Source organism: Paenibacillus hodogayensis, assembly GCF_039536325.1.
Taxonomy (GTDB): domain Bacteria; phylum Bacillota; class Bacilli; order Paenibacillales; family NBRC-103111; genus Paenibacillus_AB; species Paenibacillus_AB hodogayensis.
Map to the genome: position 1 here is coordinate 1,092,756 of NZ_BAAAYO010000001.1, position 15,267 is coordinate 1,108,022.

General features: G+C 58.0%; 14 protein-coding genes. 2 read left to right on the plus strand and 12 right to left on the minus strand.

Going from position 1 to position 15,267, the window contains the following annotated elements; translation table 11 throughout:
- Positions 1 to 119: 119 nt before the first annotated feature.
- The 3 genes from ABD796_RS04300 to ABD796_RS04310 are packed head-to-tail and all read right to left on the minus strand — an operon-like array spanning position 120 to position 2,025.
- Entirely contained in the window at positions 120 to 1,445 is a 1,326-nt protein-coding gene (locus tag ABD796_RS04300; RefSeq protein WP_344903340.1) for an ABC transporter substrate-binding protein, read from the minus strand.
- A gap of 53 nt (positions 1,446 to 1,498) precedes the next feature.
- The gene (locus ABD796_RS35805; protein WP_486348533.1) at positions 1,499 to 1,744 is read right to left on the minus strand and encodes a golvesin C-terminal-like domain-containing protein; all 246 of its coding nucleotides are present in this window, start codon (positions 1,742 to 1,744) and stop codon (positions 1,499 to 1,501) included.
- Positions 1,745 to 1,776: 32 nt separating this feature from the next.
- Complete coding sequence (locus ABD796_RS04310; protein WP_344903346.1) at positions 1,777 to 2,025, minus strand: hypothetical protein; 249 nt, start codon at positions 2,023 to 2,025, stop codon at positions 1,777 to 1,779.
- A gap of 315 nt (positions 2,026 to 2,340) precedes the next feature.
- On the opposite strand from ABD796_RS04310, the gene ABD796_RS04315 reads away from it, so the two are divergent.
- Positions 2,341 to 3,168 carry an AraC family transcriptional regulator gene (locus ABD796_RS04315; RefSeq protein WP_344903349.1) on the plus strand — a complete coding sequence of 276 codons (828 nt, stop codon included), beginning with the start codon at positions 2,341 to 2,343 and terminating at the stop codon, positions 3,166 to 3,168.
- A gap of 165 nt (positions 3,169 to 3,333) precedes the next feature.
- Here ABD796_RS04315 and ABD796_RS04320 read toward each other — a convergent pair whose 3' ends face one another.
- Positions 3,334 to 3,981 carry an O-methyltransferase gene (locus tag ABD796_RS04320; RefSeq protein WP_344903352.1) on the minus strand — a complete coding sequence of 216 codons (648 nt, stop codon included), beginning with the start codon at positions 3,979 to 3,981 and terminating at the stop codon, positions 3,334 to 3,336.
- Positions 3,982 to 4,125: 144 nt separating this feature from the next.
- On the opposite strand from ABD796_RS04320, the gene ABD796_RS04325 reads away from it, so the two are divergent.
- Positions 4,126 to 5,262, plus strand: a complete 1,137-nt coding sequence (locus tag ABD796_RS04325) for a THUMP domain-containing class I SAM-dependent RNA methyltransferase (protein ID WP_344903355.1) — start codon at positions 4,126 to 4,128, stop codon at positions 5,260 to 5,262.
- Positions 5,263 to 5,406: 144 nt separating this feature from the next.
- Here the strand turns inward: ABD796_RS04325 and ABD796_RS04330 are convergent, their stop codons facing one another.
- The 8 genes from ABD796_RS04330 to pdhA form a co-directional block, all read right to left on the minus strand.
- Positions 5,407 to 6,774 (minus strand): sn-glycerol-1-phosphate dehydrogenase, encoded by a 1,368-nt coding sequence (locus ABD796_RS04330; protein WP_344903358.1) that lies wholly within the window; start codon positions 6,772 to 6,774, stop codon positions 5,407 to 5,409.
- Between the two features lie 32 nt (positions 6,775 to 6,806).
- A complete protein-coding gene (locus ABD796_RS04335; RefSeq protein ID WP_379117909.1) occupies positions 6,807 to 7,337 on the minus strand; it encodes a GNAT family N-acetyltransferase in 531 nt (176 codons plus the stop codon).
- 67 nt (positions 7,338 to 7,404) lie between these two features.
- Positions 7,405 to 8,868 carry a 4-hydroxyphenylacetate 3-monooxygenase, oxygenase component gene (hpaB, locus tag ABD796_RS04340; protein WP_344903364.1) on the minus strand — a complete coding sequence of 488 codons (1,464 nt, stop codon included), beginning with the start codon at positions 8,866 to 8,868 and terminating at the stop codon, positions 7,405 to 7,407.
- A 178-nt stretch (positions 8,869 to 9,046) separates the two neighbouring features.
- Positions 9,047 to 9,964 carry an exopolyphosphatase gene (locus ABD796_RS04345; protein ID WP_344903367.1) on the minus strand — a complete coding sequence of 306 codons (918 nt, stop codon included), beginning with the start codon at positions 9,962 to 9,964 and terminating at the stop codon, positions 9,047 to 9,049.
- Positions 9,965 to 10,144: 180 nt separating this feature from the next.
- Positions 10,145 to 11,557, minus strand: coding sequence for a dihydrolipoyl dehydrogenase (lpdA, locus tag ABD796_RS04350; protein WP_344903370.1), 1,413 nt, complete (start codon positions 11,555 to 11,557; stop codon positions 10,145 to 10,147).
- A 4-nt stretch (positions 11,558 to 11,561) separates the two neighbouring features.
- Positions 11,562 to 12,893 carry a dihydrolipoamide acetyltransferase family protein gene (locus ABD796_RS04355; protein ID WP_344903373.1) on the minus strand — a complete coding sequence of 444 codons (1,332 nt, stop codon included), beginning with the start codon at positions 12,891 to 12,893 and terminating at the stop codon, positions 11,562 to 11,564.
- A gap of 114 nt (positions 12,894 to 13,007) precedes the next feature.
- Positions 13,008 to 13,988 (minus strand): alpha-ketoacid dehydrogenase subunit beta, encoded by a 981-nt coding sequence (locus tag ABD796_RS04360; protein ID WP_344903376.1) that lies wholly within the window; start codon positions 13,986 to 13,988, stop codon positions 13,008 to 13,010.
- Positions 13,989 to 13,991: 3 nt separating this feature from the next.
- On the minus strand, positions 13,992 to 15,074 hold the full coding sequence (gene pdhA / locus ABD796_RS04365; protein WP_344903379.1) for a pyruvate dehydrogenase (acetyl-transferring) E1 component subunit alpha: 1,083 nt from the start codon (positions 15,072 to 15,074) through the stop codon (positions 13,992 to 13,994).
- Positions 15,075 to 15,267 lie beyond the last annotated feature (193 nt).

Here is a 15,267-nt window from a genome sequence, read left to right on the forward strand (position 1 = left end):
ATATGTTCCGCCGTCCGGATCGCCTCACCATCGGCTCGAAGCCCTTGCGGGCAGCACAAAAACCTCCAAAACTGCTTCTTTCGGCAGCTTGGAGGTTTTGTGCGTTAACGGGCTCTCTTTTATTTCAATTGTCCCTGCAAATCCTTGTTCGCCTGCTCTTCCGCCTTGCTGAGCGCGCTGTTGATATCGGAGGAGCCGCTTATCACGTCTTTGAGCGCCTGCGTCAAATATTTATCCGGAACCCGGTCGTATTGCGTCGGGCCGGAGAAGGATTGAGGCTTGGCTTTCGTAAGCGCCTCCAGATGCTTTCCTTTCAGCGAACCGAGACTGCTGGCGAACGTCTTGACGACAGCATCGTTTTTGAGGACAGGCAGAACGCCCTTTTCCGACAAAAACGTCTGATACTCCACCGAAGCGGACAAATAGGAAATGATTTTGTACACAAGCGCGGTATTCTTCGACTGGGACCCGATAGCCAGCAAATTCGGCACGCCGCTGCGGTTGTAGCCTTGATAGGTAGGCGCCTGCGCCAGTTCCCAATTGAACACGTTGCCCGCCTTCGTCTCCGCCTCGAGACGGCCCGAATCGAAATGATACGGAATCATGGCTAGCGTCTTATCCTTGTAAAACTTGTTCAAAGCGGCCGCATAGTCGATATACTCCATCCCCTGCGAGGCAAAGCCGGACTTGAGCAGCTCGAACGTCTGCTTCATCTCGGCGTTGTTGAAGCTCATTTTGCCGTTCGCCGCGTCGACGTAGCCTTTATTGAACAAGGCGTACGTGAAGCTGTAATTGCCCGGGTAAAATCCGCTGTACTGGACGCCTCCGTCCGTCCGGGTCAGCTTTTTGCCCAGCTCGATCGCTTCTTCGTACGACATGCCGTCCTTCGGATAAGGAAGCGCGAACTTGTCGAAGATGTCCTTGTTGTAGTACAGCGCGGAGGCATAGTTCGAGTAAGGCAAAGCGTACAGTCCGCCGTTCGGGCTGAAGCTCTTGATCGTATCGATAATCGTCGGCTGGTAGGTTCCCAGGTCGAGCCGGTCTTTGGCGATCCATTCGTCCATGTTAGCGATCAGCTTCGTATTGATTTCCAGCGGAAAGCTCCACGATGTCGCCATGAACATATCTGGCGCGATGCCGCTTGCGGCCAGCTCGCTGACATACGTTCCCTTGCCGGGCTTGATCACTTCGAAGGTGACGTTTGGAAACTTCTTCTTGACCGGCTGTGCGAACCGTTCCTCGAATACCTCCGGAGCCATATTCGACTCGTCGTAGAACAGCAGCTTGACCGGCGTCTGCAGATCGACCTGAATGCCTTCCTCCTTGGGTGGCGCGGCTTTCCCCGGCTGACTCTCCTTCGCCCCTTGATCGGATGCGCATCCTCCCAGCAGACCTACCGACAGCGCTAAAGCGGCTAATGCTGTTACTTGAAATTTCACGTTCATGTTGATCTCTCCCCCTCTTATATATACCAGTTGAACGAACGGCGGGCAATCCGTTACGGCGATCGCCGCTCGAACCGGACCGCATCCGCACGCGTATAAATCAGACTGCTGCTTGCCGTGGTGCGCGTGAGGCTGACATATTCGACGCCCGTGCTGGAGAACTCGAATGTCCCCAGTTCGATCCATCCCGATGCTCCAGTCGTCATATTCAAATAACGGGTATCGGTCTGTCCGTTGTGCCGATATAGACCTTGACGTTCGGATCGGCCTTGTCCGGCCAGTTGAACTTGTAAATCGATACAGTGACCGTGCCCGCCTCAAGCATCGGATTTCATGTAATCGACGAGCCTCCAATCGACGTATACCTCGAGCTGGAACCGTTTACACCTTTCACTGCAGTCGATGTCGACCACGAGCCCGATTCGGAATACCCGGCGTCTCCGGCATCAATCACGATGCTGCGGTATACGGATGCCGGCCCCCCGGTATCGGCGTAAGCCGTCCAGCTTGGTATTCCGGCGGGCAGCGCCCAGGTCAGGCACGAGCACAGAGCCGTATCAGCCATTCCTTTCAACCTCATAAGCACCCCCTTTTACTTCTTTCCATTGCGGGTACGATGGCAGCGCTGCGATTGTTTTTCGCCCCTTGCGGGAGCGGCGGCGATTACGGTAAGCCCTTTCCCCTTTATAGTAAGACAGACGCCGTCTGCAAAGACATATCCAATCGCAGCAAAATGTTAACGAATCTTACGATTTTTTTGGTATTCCTTTTAATGTAATAAGGCCTCCTTAAACAGAAACCGGGTTTACGGATTTGCGCATAGCCATTAGACTGAAGAAAGGAATGGCCGGAGGAACGGCGTCTGAAAATTCGCGTAGGCGGAGGGGATCATTCAATGGAGATTATTTCGGTGGGTCATTCCATTCACACCAAGCCGTTTTATACCGATAAGCGCGGCGGTTTGGGACACTATATCGTTCGGCTGCAAACGGACGGCGCCTGCCGGGTCGTCGTCAACGGCGTTACGCATCGTCTTGGCCCGGGCGACCTGCTGCTGTGCAGACCAGGCGATTCCTACGAGCTGACGATCGGGGAGAACGCGGGCCCTTCTTTCCGCAGCATCGACTATTTTCTACTTATCTCGGCCGAACAAAGCTGGTTCGCGGAATGGTGGGAACGATACCGTTACATCGGCCAGTGCCAGCTCGGACTGGACGATGACCTGATCGCGATGTGGAAGCTGATCCGTTACGAGAAACGGCGCCTGAAGAAGATGGACCCCGTTATTCTGGAATGCCTGGTTCACGCTTTCTTCCTCCATCTCGGCCGGCTGATCTCTGAAGGGAAGCGGTCCACCGCCTACGAGCGGTCCGTCGCCAGCGGGATCAAATATTTTATCGACAAGCGCGCGCCGGACAAATTAATGCTGAAGGAAATATGCGCCCATGCCGGCCTAAGCGTGTCGCGGGCATCTCAGCTGTTTAAATCCGCCTTCAATCAGTCCATTATGGATTATGTGATCGAAACCCGGCTGACGATGGCAAAGGAATATATACTGGTCGGAGGAACGACGCTGGAGGAAGTCGCTTACCGGAGCGGCTTCTCGAGCTACATTCATTTCAGCAGGACGTTTCGTTCGCGGTACGGGGTTTCTCCAAGCGATTTCAAAAAGACAGCGCTTTCAATCGAGGAACGGGCAAACGAGCCGAAGCCCCTCCAATGAAGGGACCGCCTCGCCGGCGCAAGCAAGCGCGCTGCACCGCAGGGATGCGCAGACAAACGCGCGTCACTTGCAAGGATGCACAGACAACCGCGCGTCCTTGCAAGGATGCGGGAGCAAGCCCGCATCCGAAACCGGCGCAGCGTGCGGCGCCGGTCCGTGCCACCTTTACCTTTTGACTCTGGCGATGCACAGGCCGTCGTAGGCCGGCAATATCGTACTCTCCAGCCGCGGATCGGCGGCGAACCGCCTGTTGAACTCGCGCACGACGGCAACGGAGCTGCCCTTGGCCTCGGGGTCCATCGTTTTGCCGTGCAGCAGAGCGTTGTCGCCGACGATCAGAGCGCCCGGGGCTGCCAGCCTTATCGCCCAATCGAGATAATTCACGTAGTTGCCTTTGTCCGCATCGATGAAGAAGAAATCGAAAGCCGTCCCTTCCTCGCCAAGCTGCTCCAGACTGGTCAACGCCTCGCCGATCCGGTAGTCGACGACGCCCCCGAAGCCGGCCGCCGTCACATTCGCCTTTGCCACGGCGGCGAACTCCTCCTTGAGCTCCAGCGAGAGCAGCTTTCCTGCGCCGTCGAGCCCTCTAGCGAGACAAATGCCGCTGTAGCCGCCGAGCGCCCCGATCTCCAGCAGCCGTTTGGCCCCGGACAGCCGGACAAGCATCGTCAGCAGTCTGCCGTAGCCGGGCGCGACCGATATATCGGGCATGCCGTGCCGCTTGATCGCCTCGTTGACCCGCTCCAAATCCGCATCCGCTTCATACAACGACTCCACATACCGGTCCGCCGTTTGAAAATACCGATCCTCCATACGATCCTCCGCTTCCCGCCGCGATGGGCGCGTTTGTATCCTTGTTTCGTTTCGCCTATACTTATTGTATTATTTCGCCGGCATGGAAACAACAATGCCGGGACACAACGAATGACGCAACAGCGAAGATGGAGTGGACAAACAGTGAATAAAGTGCAGTTAATCGCAACGGCCCCGATGGGACTGGAGGCGATCGTCGCCCGCGAGGTGCGGGAGCTTGGCTACGACGACGTTATGGTAGAGAACGGAAAGGTCCTGTTTCAAGCGGAGCCATCGGCTATCGCCCGCGCCAACCTGTGGCTGCGAACGTCGGACCGGATTTTGCTCAAGCTGGGCGAATTCCCGGCCCGCACGTTCGACGAGCTGTTCGAGGGAACGAAGGCTTTGCCTTGGCCGGACTGGATTCCCGGCGACGCCGCCTTCCCGGTCGAAGGCCGTTCCCATAAATCGCAGCTGTCGAGCGTGCCCGCCTGCCAAGGCATCGTCAAGAAAGCGGTCGTCGAAAAAATGAAGCAGCGCTACGGGACCGAATGGTTCCCCGAGGACGGCCCGCGCTATGTAATCGAGGTCTCGCTGCTGAACGACATCGCTACGCTGACGATCGACACGACCGGACCGAGTTTGCATAAGCGCGGCTACCGCAAGCTGATTACCGAAGCGCCGCTCAAGGAAACGATGGCTGCGGCCATGGTGCTGCTGAGCCGTTGGCGTCCGGGCCGGCCGCTGATCGACCCGTTCTGCGGCTCCGGCACGATTCCGATCGAGGCGGCTATGATCGGCTGGAATATCGCGCCGGGACTGCGCCGCGAGTTTTCGGCGGAAGCTTGGCCGACGCTCGACCGCAATCTGTGGGATGACGCCCGCGAGGAAGCGTACGACCTGCTGCGCGACGACGAGCCGCTCGATATTATCGGCTCGGATATCGATCCGGAGGCGGTCGAGGTAGCCCGGGCGAACGCGAAGAAAGCCGGCCTGTCCGGCGAGCTGCGCTTCCACGAGGCGCCTGTCGCCAAGCTGTGGCCGGATACCGAGTACGGCTGCATCATTACGAACCCGCCATACGGCGAGCGGATCGGCACCATGGAGGAAGTGGAGAAGACGATCCGCCAGCTTGGCTCGATCTTCGCCAAGCTGCCCACGTGGTCGCTGTTCGCCCTGAGCCCAAGCAAGCAGTTCGAGCATTATTTCGGCAAAAACGCCGACAAGAAGCGGAAGCTGTTCAACGGCCGAATCGAGTGCAACCTGTTGATGTACCACGGCCCCCTGCCACCGCGCCATTAATCCGGACAGGGCCGTACTCAAACCAAAACCGCATGGCCTCCAGCAGCCGATTCCGGCCAAAGGAAGTCATGCGGTTTTATCGTTACGGGGAGCTTGTCCAGTAACAATCGCAACCGATCCGTCTGCTCCCACAGGCGGTCATGCTTACGCTCGGACGCCGACGGCCATCTCCTCCGCAAACGGCTCCAGCCAGTCCGCTTGATCGGCCAGCTGCAGAATGGTGTACCGGCTGCGAACCTCCTTGGCCATGCGCAGCGCCTCCGCCAATTCCTCCCCGCCGATCCCGATTTGTTCCGGCTTGGCGGGCGCGCCCGCTTGACGGAGCAAATCCGGCAAGTCCGAGGCGAGGTCGAGAATCGCCCTCAGCCGCGACTTCAGTCCGGGCCAGTGCGCGACAAGCCTGTCGCGGCGAATATCCAGCTCCGGCTGGGGCAGCAGCAGGCCGCGGTTGGCGGCGATGATTTCCTCGGCCAGCGCGCCGTAGCAGCGGCGAATATCGCGCTCCCATTGCTCCCTCCGCTCCGCCGGCTTCTCGCGCATCGCGATCGTCTCGACGTCGGTTTGCAGCAGCTTCTCGTACAGCTTCGCGATAACTGGGGTGGCGACCCCCACTTTGATTCCGTGCAGCTCCGGTTTGTGCCCCGCGGCGAAATGCTTCATCTCCCAATAATGCGAAAGGTGATGCTCGGCTCCGGAGGCCGGACGGGAGCTGCCGACCATCTGCATGGCGATGCCGGACAGCACGAGCCCTTCCATCAGCAGGCGGGTCGCCTGCTCCTCCCCGTCGCGTATCGCTCCGATGCTGTCGATAATGCCTGTCAGCGCACGCACCATCAGCCCTGCAACGATGTCGCAATAATATTCCTGCTCCACGACAGACGCCAGCAGCCAATCGCATAATGCCGTTATCTTCGCCAGCATATCCCCAACCCCGGCCGCCGCCCGGTCGGCCGGAGCCTGCCGAAGCACGGTCAAATCGCCGACGACCGCGACCGGAGAAGCCAGCGCGTACGTCTTCTTGAAGCCGTTCACAAGAAGCGGCGAGGCCGTCGAGGCGTAGCCGTCCATGGAAGGCGCCGTTGCCGCCACGATATACGGAAGCTTCGCCTTGGAGCTGACGAAGCGGACGATATCGTTGATCGTCCCGGAACCGACGGCTATAACCAGCTCCGTATCCGGCTCCAGATCGATCAAGACGCGGACGATCGCTTTCTCCTCGGCATACCATTGCTCTTCGGGAAATACGCTCAGCCGAATGTCCATCCCTTGGCGCGACAGTTCCCCGGCCAACGTCTCTCCCGCCGCTGCATAGCTCGCGCGATCGGCTACAAGCAGCGCCTTCCGGCCCAGCCCCAGCTCCCGGATCAGCCCGTACGTCCGGTACAGGGCCCCTTCCTCCAGCACGAATTTCCGAATATGCACCTCATGTTCCCGCCCGCACGGGCAATGAAAAGAAACGCCCGCAAGCTGCTCCGCCGACTGCCGCAGCACCGATTCCGCCGTGTTGTTCATCGCTCTCTCCTTTGTCTGCCGCGTCTCCGGCTTTACAGCTCGATCCAAAATCTGCGCAGTACGTTGCCGTCTTCATCCCTGTATTCGGATTCCAATCGACCGCCGTTTTTCAAGATGGTCTTCTCGGAGCCCGTGTTCTCTTTGTCGCACACGACCAGCACCTTGTCCAGCCCCAGCTCCTTCGTCTTTTGCAAAGCAAAGCGCAGCAGGACCGACGCGTAGCCTTTTCGCCGCGCGGACGGCCGTATTCCATAGCCGATATGGCCTCCGCTGTTCAGCAGCTTCTCATTCAGCCGATGGCGGATATTCACCGCTCCGACCACTTGGTCCCCTTCGTCGACCAGCCAATAGGTGGAGTGGGGGACCCAGCCGGGGGTGAACAGCTTCTCTTCGCTGTCTTCGGCATACAGAAAGTCGAGCATCGCCGTGAAATCGTCAGGCGCCCGTTCGACGACCCAAGGCACGATATCCTCCCCGCTGCTCCTCCACTCTTCGTAAAACGATACATACTGCTCGCGGTATTCTTCCGCTGGCCTTACCAGACGTACCCGACTTTGCTCCAACAACCGCACCACCCGCATTTAAATTTCACTAATGGTATCATACGGAGGCGGAACAAAGCAATTGCGGCTAGGCGTCTCTGCCCGGGCCGGATACGAAGTTGTTCACCCGCTCCCGGCACTTCTCCTTGTCGCCGTAGTTATCGTACAATCGGCTCGCCACCTTGCCCCCATCCCCGAAAAAGAACCGTTCGTACAGCGTCTGCCTCCCGGCGAACGAGCTTGCGCTCAGCTCCCAAGCGAGCCGGAACAACCCGATCTTCGAACGGGCGTCCGTATCGATGCCTTTCAGATGGGCGTTCAAATCGGCTTCGACGGGAGAAAGGAAATCGCGCTCGCCCGGAATCATAACCAATCCGCTCGCCCCGAGCAGCTGAACGATCTCGATCAGGCGCGGATACAGCTTTGGATACAGGAAATTGGCCGTATAAAGCGGGCCGGGAGCGGGGAGCATCGTTCCCCACCGATCGTTCTTCGCTTGAAGCTCGGAGGAGGTCAGCAGCGCTTTCAGCGTCTCCAAAGCGGCAATCACCTCCGCGGCTTTCTCCACGACATGCGGGTACGTGCGCAGGCCGAGCATTTGAATAATCGCTTCGATCGTTCCGAGCAGGAACTCCGTCTTGGCGACGTTGCGGCAAAGCACTTGATGAGTGGCGTGGGTATGAAACCGGCTCTGCTCGATAAAGCTCACCGCCATATTCTCGTCGCCGTACAGAAATACACGGTCGTGCGGAACGAGGACGCGGTCGAATACGACCAGCATATCCATCTCCTCGAACCTCGAGCTGAGCGGGTAATCGAAGGGGGAATCTCCCGCTACGAAGCTCTCCCGGGCGATAAAGCGGATGCCCGGCAAATCGCTCGGCACCGCGAAGGCGAAGGCATGCGGGTTGACGTCGGCAAAGGAGGGCAAAGGGGCCGGGAAGATAAGAATCTCCTCCGCCGTAGCTCCCTGCGTGGCTAGCAGGAATGCGCCGCTGACGACGAGTCCGTCCTTGTTCTTCTCGATGACCCGCGCCGTTTCCGGCTGCTCCAGCGTCTTCATGAAGGTCGACAGACGACCTGCATGGGGAACGATAAACGCATGCGACAACGTAATATCCTGATCCCGGCAATATTCGTAATATCTCCTTAAGTTGTCCGCATATTGCGGGTTATGCTCCTCCAGCAGTCCGGCGGCCGCACCGAAAGCCATGATCGTCGTATTCATATAGTCTGGGGCGCGCCCCAAAAACCCGTGATGACGTCCGGACCACAGCGTCATCATCGCTCGCCGACGTTCCAGGTCCCCCTTCTCGACGGGACGCAGAAACGACAAGCCGACAGGATCGCCGGTAGCCGGGGAGGCATACGTCATCGCATCCTTGAAGGCTTCGCTGCCCTGCATGTCGTAAAGAGACGCTTGCGTCGAAATCAGTCCGCGAAAAGCCGGATGCGCCGAGAGCGGTCCCTTCACCTTCTCCCCGCTCAGCCATATTTCCATCTTTGCTTGATCGATTCGATCCGTATACTGTTTTCCGTTTTTGATCGGCATATACATCCACCTTCCGGCGTAATGCTATAGCATACGCAGAACGCGGCGGAAGGCAAGGGACAACAGCCTTCGTCGGGCACGGAACGGGAAACGAAACGGTGCCGGGACAAGCGTCCGCATACGACAACGAGCCTTCTTGACCGCTTTCGGCGGCTTTGAGGGCTCGTTATTCTTATACTTATCCGTTCTGTTTCATCGTCGAGACGATCCGCTCCAGCGATTCGTTAGCGGAATCGTAAGCGACCTGGCACGTTCCTGCGGCAACATGCCCGCCTCCTCCGAAGCCGAGCATCAGCGCGCCGACGTCAGTACGGGAGCCGCGGTTCACGATGCTGTGCCCGCAGGCGAATACGCAATTTTGCTTGTTTTTGCCGTCCACAATCCAGATTGAAATGTTCTGCTCCGGATAGAGAGCGTAGATCATGAACCGGTTGCCCGGATAGATCGGATCGACGCCGCGCAGGTCGGTCACGATCACGTTGCCGTCGGTACGCGTATGCGCCGCCAGCATCGCGCGATACTGCTCGTCAAGCTCGTTGTACCGCTTCACCCGCTCCAGCACGTCCGGCAGCTGCATGATCTCGTCCACCGACTTCGTCGCGCAGTGCTCCACCAGCTCCTCCATCAGCTGGTAGTTGCTGATCCGGTAATCGCGGTATCGGCCAAGCCCGGTGCGGGCATCCATAATAAAGGACAACAGGTCCCAGCCTTGCGGTTGCAAAATATCGTCCCGGCTGAACTGCGCCGAATCGGCCTTGTCCACGCCGGCCATAATGTCGTCAAGTTCGGCCCCGAACTTCTCTCGGCCGCCGTAATAATCGTATACGACCCGCGCTGCGCTCGGCGCTACGCGCGTCTCGCCCTCGAAGCGGATGTTTTCCCCGTTGCGCAGCAGCTCGCTGGAATGATGATCGAACCATAGACCGCAGCCCGGCGCATAAGGCAGGTTGGCCAATATATCGTTCCCGTTCACTTCGACCAGTCCGTCCTGCACATCCTTCGGATGCACGAACTTCATCTCGTCGATCATTCCCAGCTTCTTAAACAACATGGCGCAGACGAGCCCGTCGAAATCGGATCTTGTAATTAAGCGCATTGTCCGCTTCTCCCCTCCATAGTCCATTGGAACTATACATATTCGCGAAGGAATGATCGTTTCCTGCTGCTTCACGCTTTTTTTACAATCATCTTTTCTACTATAAAAAAAGAAAGAGACGGCGCCATCGCAGCACCGTCTACTTGTCGTCCCTTTTACCCGGGACGCGGAATCATTTTATTATTTGACCACCATATGGATCGGATGACCCAAAGCGCCTTCCGCCGCGTCCATCACGATCTCGCCGAGAGTCGGATGCGCGTGGATCGTCAGCGAAATATCTTCGATCGTTGCTCCCATCTCAACCGCGAGACCCAGCTCGGCAATCAGGTTGGATGCTTCCGCGCCGACGATTTGCGCGCCGATCAGCAGCCCCGTATCTTTGTCGCCGATCAGCTTGACGAACCCTTCGTTCGCTCCGATCGACTGGGCGCGACCGTTCGCTCCGTAGCTGAAGCGTCCGGAAAAGACGTTGACGCCCTTCTCTTTCGCTTCGGTTTCGCTCAAGCCGACGCTGGCGATTTCCGGCTCCGAGAAGACGACGGCTGGAATCGCTTTGTAATCGACCGCGCTCGATTGTCCGGCGATCGCTTCCGCAGCCACTTTCGCCTCGTAGGAAGCTTTGTGGGCCAGCGACGGGCCAGGAACGACGTCGCCGATGGCGAAAATCGCCGGCACGCTCGTGCGTCCTTGACGGTCGACCTCGATCAGTCCGCGGTCGGACACCTTCACGCCGATGGCTTGCAAGCCAAGCTCATCGGTGTTCGGTCTGCGTCCTACGGTAACGAGTACGTAGTCGGCCGTTACTTGCTTCTCTTCTCCGCCGACCGTGTACGTCACCGTAACGTCGGAATCGGTTTGCTTCGCGTCCTTCGCCAGTGCTTCCGTCACGACGTCCACATTGGACTTCTTCAGGCTGCGGCCGACATAGCGGGACAGTTCTTTCTCAAAGCCCGGCAGAATCGTGTCGGAGCCTTCCAGTACGGTAACTTTCGTGCCGAACTTGGCAAACGTCTGTCCAAGCTCGATTCCGATGTAGCCGCCGCCGATGACGACGAGGCTTTGCGGGATTTCGCTCAAGGAGAGCGCTTCTGTCGAGGACAAAATCCGTTTGCCGAACGGGAAAGCTTTCAGCTCGACCGGACGGGAGCCGGTAGCAATAATGCAGTTGTTGAATTTATATTGCGTCGAGTCGCTTTCGGTTGCGACGCTGACGACGGACTCGTTGACGAAGAACGCTTCTCCGCTGACGAACTGAATTTTGTTGCCCTTGAGCAGCGAGCTTACGCCGCCGCTTTGTTTTTTGACGATACCGTTTTTCCATTCCTGTACTTTGGCCCAATCGACCTTAACGCCGTCGACCTCGATGCCGTATTCGGACCCTTGCAGGGCCGATTCGTAGCGATGAGCCGCGGAAATAAGCGCTTTGGACGGAATGCAGCCGCGGTTCAGGCAGACACCGCCGATTTCGGCTTTATCCACACAAACGACAGACTTGCCAAGCTGAGCGGCGCGAATGGCAGCCACATATCCTCCGGGACCGGAACCGATAACCAACACGTCGACATCTACTGTAAGCGTTCCGACTACCATGTGTTTATACCTCCATTACCATAAGCTGCGGGTCTTCCAGCAGCGATTTGATGTAGTTCATGGCGTTTTGCGCCGTTGCGCCGTCGATCAGGCGATGGTCGAAGCTGAGCGAGAGCGCCATGACGTTGCCGATAACGATCTGACCGTCGCGCACGACCGGCTTCTCGGAGATGCGTCCGGTGCCGAGAATGGCCACTTCGGGATAGTTGATAACCGGGGTAAAGAACATGCCGCCGGCCGAACCGATATTCGTGATGGAGATCGTACTGCCCTTCAACTCGCCCGATTGCAGCTTGCCGTCGCGCCCGCGCGCGGCCAACTCGCGGATTTCACCCGCCACCTGCCATACGTTCTTGCGGTCGGCGTCGAATACGACAGGCACGAGCAGTCCGTTGTCCGTATCGGTAGCGATGCCGATGTTGTAATACTTTTTATACACGATCTCGCTTTTCTCGTCGTCGATCGACGCGTTAAGCGCCGGGAATTGCTTCACTGCAGCTACCAAAGCTTTCACGATGAAAGGCAGGTACGTCAGCTTGACGCCCTTCTTCTCCGCCAGCGGCTTCGCTTTTTGACGAAGCTCGACGAGCGCCGTTACGTCCACTTCGTCCATGATCGTAACATGAGGCGCCGTATAGACGGATTTGACCATCGCATTTGCAATCGCCTTGCGCATGCCCTTAAGCGGTACGCGTTCTTCGACGCGGTCGCCGGAAACTGCCGACGACGATGCGGGAGCGGATGCCGACGCTTGCGGCGCCGCATCCTCTTGAGCGGGAGCCGAAGCTTGACCGCCACCCGCTTCGAAAGCGAGCACGTCGTCCTTCGTTACTTGGCCGTTGCGGCCGGTGCCGCGGATCGCGGCAAGATCGACGCCCTTCTCGCGGGCGAACTTGCGCACGCTAGGCGTAGCGAGCACTTGACCGCCAGCGGCGGCTGCCGGTGCGGCCGGAGCCGGTGCTGCTTCCTTCGGCGCAGCCGTCTCGGAAGCGGCAGGTGCGGATGGCGCAGCCGCAGGTGGCGCTGCTTGAGCCGGCGCTGCCTCACCGGCAGCGTCTCCGCCGCCATGGTGAATGGATTCGGGCGGAATTTCCCCGACTACATCGATAACCGCGAGCGGATCGCCTACGTGAGAAACCGTTCCTTCCTTCACTTTCAGCTCGACGATTTTGCCGGTTACCGGGGAAGGCACTTCCACGACCGCTTTATCGTTCTGCACGTCCATAATGATTTGATCTTCTTTTATTTCGTCTCCAGGCTTGACGTGCCATTTCACGATTTCGCCTTCATGGAGTCCTTCGCCGAGCTCCGGAAGTCTGAATTGCCAGATCGCCATAATGATGCCTCCTTCGGATCGCCCCGCGAGCGACCAAGCGGTCCGGGGCAAAGTATGCGTATTGCGGAAGGCAATGACGGGAACGCGGTTCCGTCATTGCCTGCGGCATGGTTATTAGAAATTGAGCACTTGATTGATGCCGGCGATGATGCGTGCCGGCGTCGGCAGCCATTCGTCTTCGATCTGGCCGAACGCGTAAACCGTATCCGGAGCGGCTACCCGCAGCACCGGCGCTTCGAGGTGCAGGATCGCTTTTTCGTTGACCTGGGCGATCACTTCTGCGGCGATGCCGGCCGTTTTTTGCGCTTCCTGTACGACGATGGCCCGGTTCGTTTTCTTGATCGATTCGACGATCGTCTCGATATCCAGCGGCATGAGCGTGCGCAGGTCGATGACTTCGACGGAAACGCCTTGCGCCTTCTCGATTTCTTCCGCAGCTTTAAGCGACGTGTGCACCATCGCGCCGTACGTCAGAATCGTGACGTCTTTTCCTTCGCGAACGATGTTCGCCTTGCCGATCGGCACCGTGTAGTCGCCTTCCGGCACTTCGGCGCGGAATGCACGGTACAGCTTCAAATGCTCCATGAAAAAGACCGGATCGTTGTCGCGGATAGCCGAGATCAGCAAGCCTTTGGCATCGTAAGGATTCGAAGGAATGACGACCTTAATCCCCGGCGTTTGCACCAGCATGCCTTCCAGGCTGTCCGTATGCAGCTCGGCTGCCTTGACGCCGCCGCCGAACGGAGTGCGGACGACGATCGGCGCATTGTAGCTGCCGCCGGAACGCCAGCGCAGGCGGGCGGCCTGAGCGACGATGGAGTCCATTACTTCAAAAATAAAGCCGATAAACTGAACTTCCATGATCGGACGGAACCCTTGAACGGAAAGCCCTACGGCCAAACCGCCGATACCGGACTCGGCCAGCGGCGTATCGAATACGCGCTCCTCGCCGAATTCCTTCTGCAAACCTTCGGTAGCGCGGAATACGCCGCCGACATGACCGACGTCTTCGCCGAAAACCATGACGTTCGGATCGCGTTGAAGCTCCAGCTTCATCGCCTCGTTAATCGCTTGAACCATCGTCAATTGTGCCATGACTTACTTGCCCCCCTTGCCAGCGAACCAAGCTTTTTGCTCTTCCAGATGCGCCGGAGTCGTTTCGAACATCGAGTCGATCAAGTCCGGAAGCGTCATTTTGGCCGTTTCCTCGGCTTTCTTGATCTGCTCGTTGACGTGCTCCTTCGCTTCCTCGATCACCTTGTTTTCCGCTTCTTCGTTCCACAGGCCTTTTTCAGTCAAATAGTTGCGGAACCGGACGAGCGGGTCGCGAGTCTCCCAGTCGCCGGACTCTTCCTTCGTTCTGTATTTCGACGGGTCGTCCCCGGACATCGAGTGCGGGCCGAACCGGTACGTGATCGCTTCGATCAAGGTCGGTACGCCTTCGAGCGCATGCTCGCGAGCTTCGGATACGGCTTTGTAAACCGCCAGCACGTCCATGCCGTCCACTTGCACGCCGCGGATACCGGCTGCGACGGCTTTCTGGGCGATTGTCGGAGCCATCGTCTGCTTGGCGCGTGGCGTCGAAATGGCATAGCCGTTATTTTGCACGACAAAAACGCAAGGAAGCTTGAAAGCTCCGGCAAAGTTCATGCCTTCGTAGAAATCGCCCTGCGAGCTGCCGCCGTCTCCGGTGTAGGCGATCGCGATGTTTTTCTTGCCGCGGCGCTTGAGGCCCATGGCGATGCCCGGAGCTTGTACGATTTGAGCGCCGATTATAATTTGCGGGAGCAGCACATTGACGCCTTCCGGAATTTGTCCGCCATGCTGATGGCCGCGGGAATACAGGAATGCCTGATACATCGGCAGGCCGTGCCATACGAGCTGCGGGATATCCCGGTAGCCCGGACATACCCAGTCTTCCTTGTCGAGTGCGAACTCGCTCCCGATCATGGACGCCTCTTGGCCGGAAACCGGCGCGAAGAACCCGAGCCGTCCCTGACGGCTTAAGCTGACGGCGCGCTGGTCCCAAGTGCGGGTAAATACCATGCGACGCATCAGTTCCTTCAATTGATCGTCGGACAAATTCGGTAAGGCTTCCGGATTGACGACCTCGCCGTTCGGAGACAATACCGACAACGGCGCGATTTCGTCGATCCGAACTTCGGACAATGGCTTGCTCATCGCTTTTCACCTCTAAAGTTAATGTACGTATCTGTTATACAGAACAGCAAACTGTTATAGTATATCAATCGCTCTGTTTCATAACAACTTACCCTTATCTGCTTGAAAAGTACGCAATATGCCTTGCAGAAGGGTATGTAACAGAGCACTCTCATTATATAGTACAGAACAACAAAAATCTACACCATCCCAC

What these genes read in the sequence shown, in the direction of transcription:
- ABD796_RS04300 (WP_344903340.1), bottom strand. Translation starts at nt 1,445, where the DNA reads ATGAACGTGAAATTTCAAGTAACAGCATTAGCCGCTTTAGCGCTGTCG.
- ABD796_RS04310 (WP_344903346.1), bottom strand. Translation starts at nt 2,025, where the DNA reads ATGAGGTTGAAAGGAATGGCTGATACGGCTCTGTGCTCGTGCCTGACC.
- ABD796_RS04315 (WP_344903349.1), top strand. Translation starts at nt 2,341, where the DNA reads ATGGAGATTATTTCGGTGGGTCATTCCATTCACACCAAGCCGTTTTAT.
- ABD796_RS04320 (WP_344903352.1), bottom strand. Translation starts at nt 3,981, where the DNA reads ATGGAGGATCGGTATTTTCAAACGGCGGACCGGTATGTGGAGTCGTTG.
- ABD796_RS04330 (WP_344903358.1), bottom strand. Translation starts at nt 6,774, where the DNA reads ATGAACAACACGGCGGAATCGGTGCTGCGGCAGTCGGCGGAGCAGCTT.
- hpaB (WP_344903364.1), bottom strand. Translation starts at nt 8,868, where the DNA reads ATGCCGATCAAAAACGGAAAACAGTATACGGATCGAATCGATCAAGCA.
- ABD796_RS04345 (WP_344903367.1), bottom strand. Translation starts at nt 9,964, where the DNA reads ATGCGCTTAATTACAAGATCCGATTTCGACGGGCTCGTCTGCGCCATG.
- lpdA (WP_344903370.1), bottom strand. Translation starts at nt 11,557, where the DNA reads ATGGTAGTCGGAACGCTTACAGTAGATGTCGACGTGTTGGTTATCGGT.
- ABD796_RS04355 (WP_344903373.1), bottom strand. Translation starts at nt 12,893, where the DNA reads ATGGCGATCTGGCAATTCAGACTTCCGGAGCTCGGCGAAGGACTCCAT.
- ABD796_RS04360 (WP_344903376.1), bottom strand. Translation starts at nt 13,988, where the DNA reads ATGGCACAATTGACGATGGTTCAAGCGATTAACGAGGCGATGAAGCTG.
- pdhA (WP_344903379.1), bottom strand. Translation starts at nt 15,074, where the DNA reads ATGAGCAAGCCATTGTCCGAAGTTCGGATCGACGAAATCGCGCCGTTG.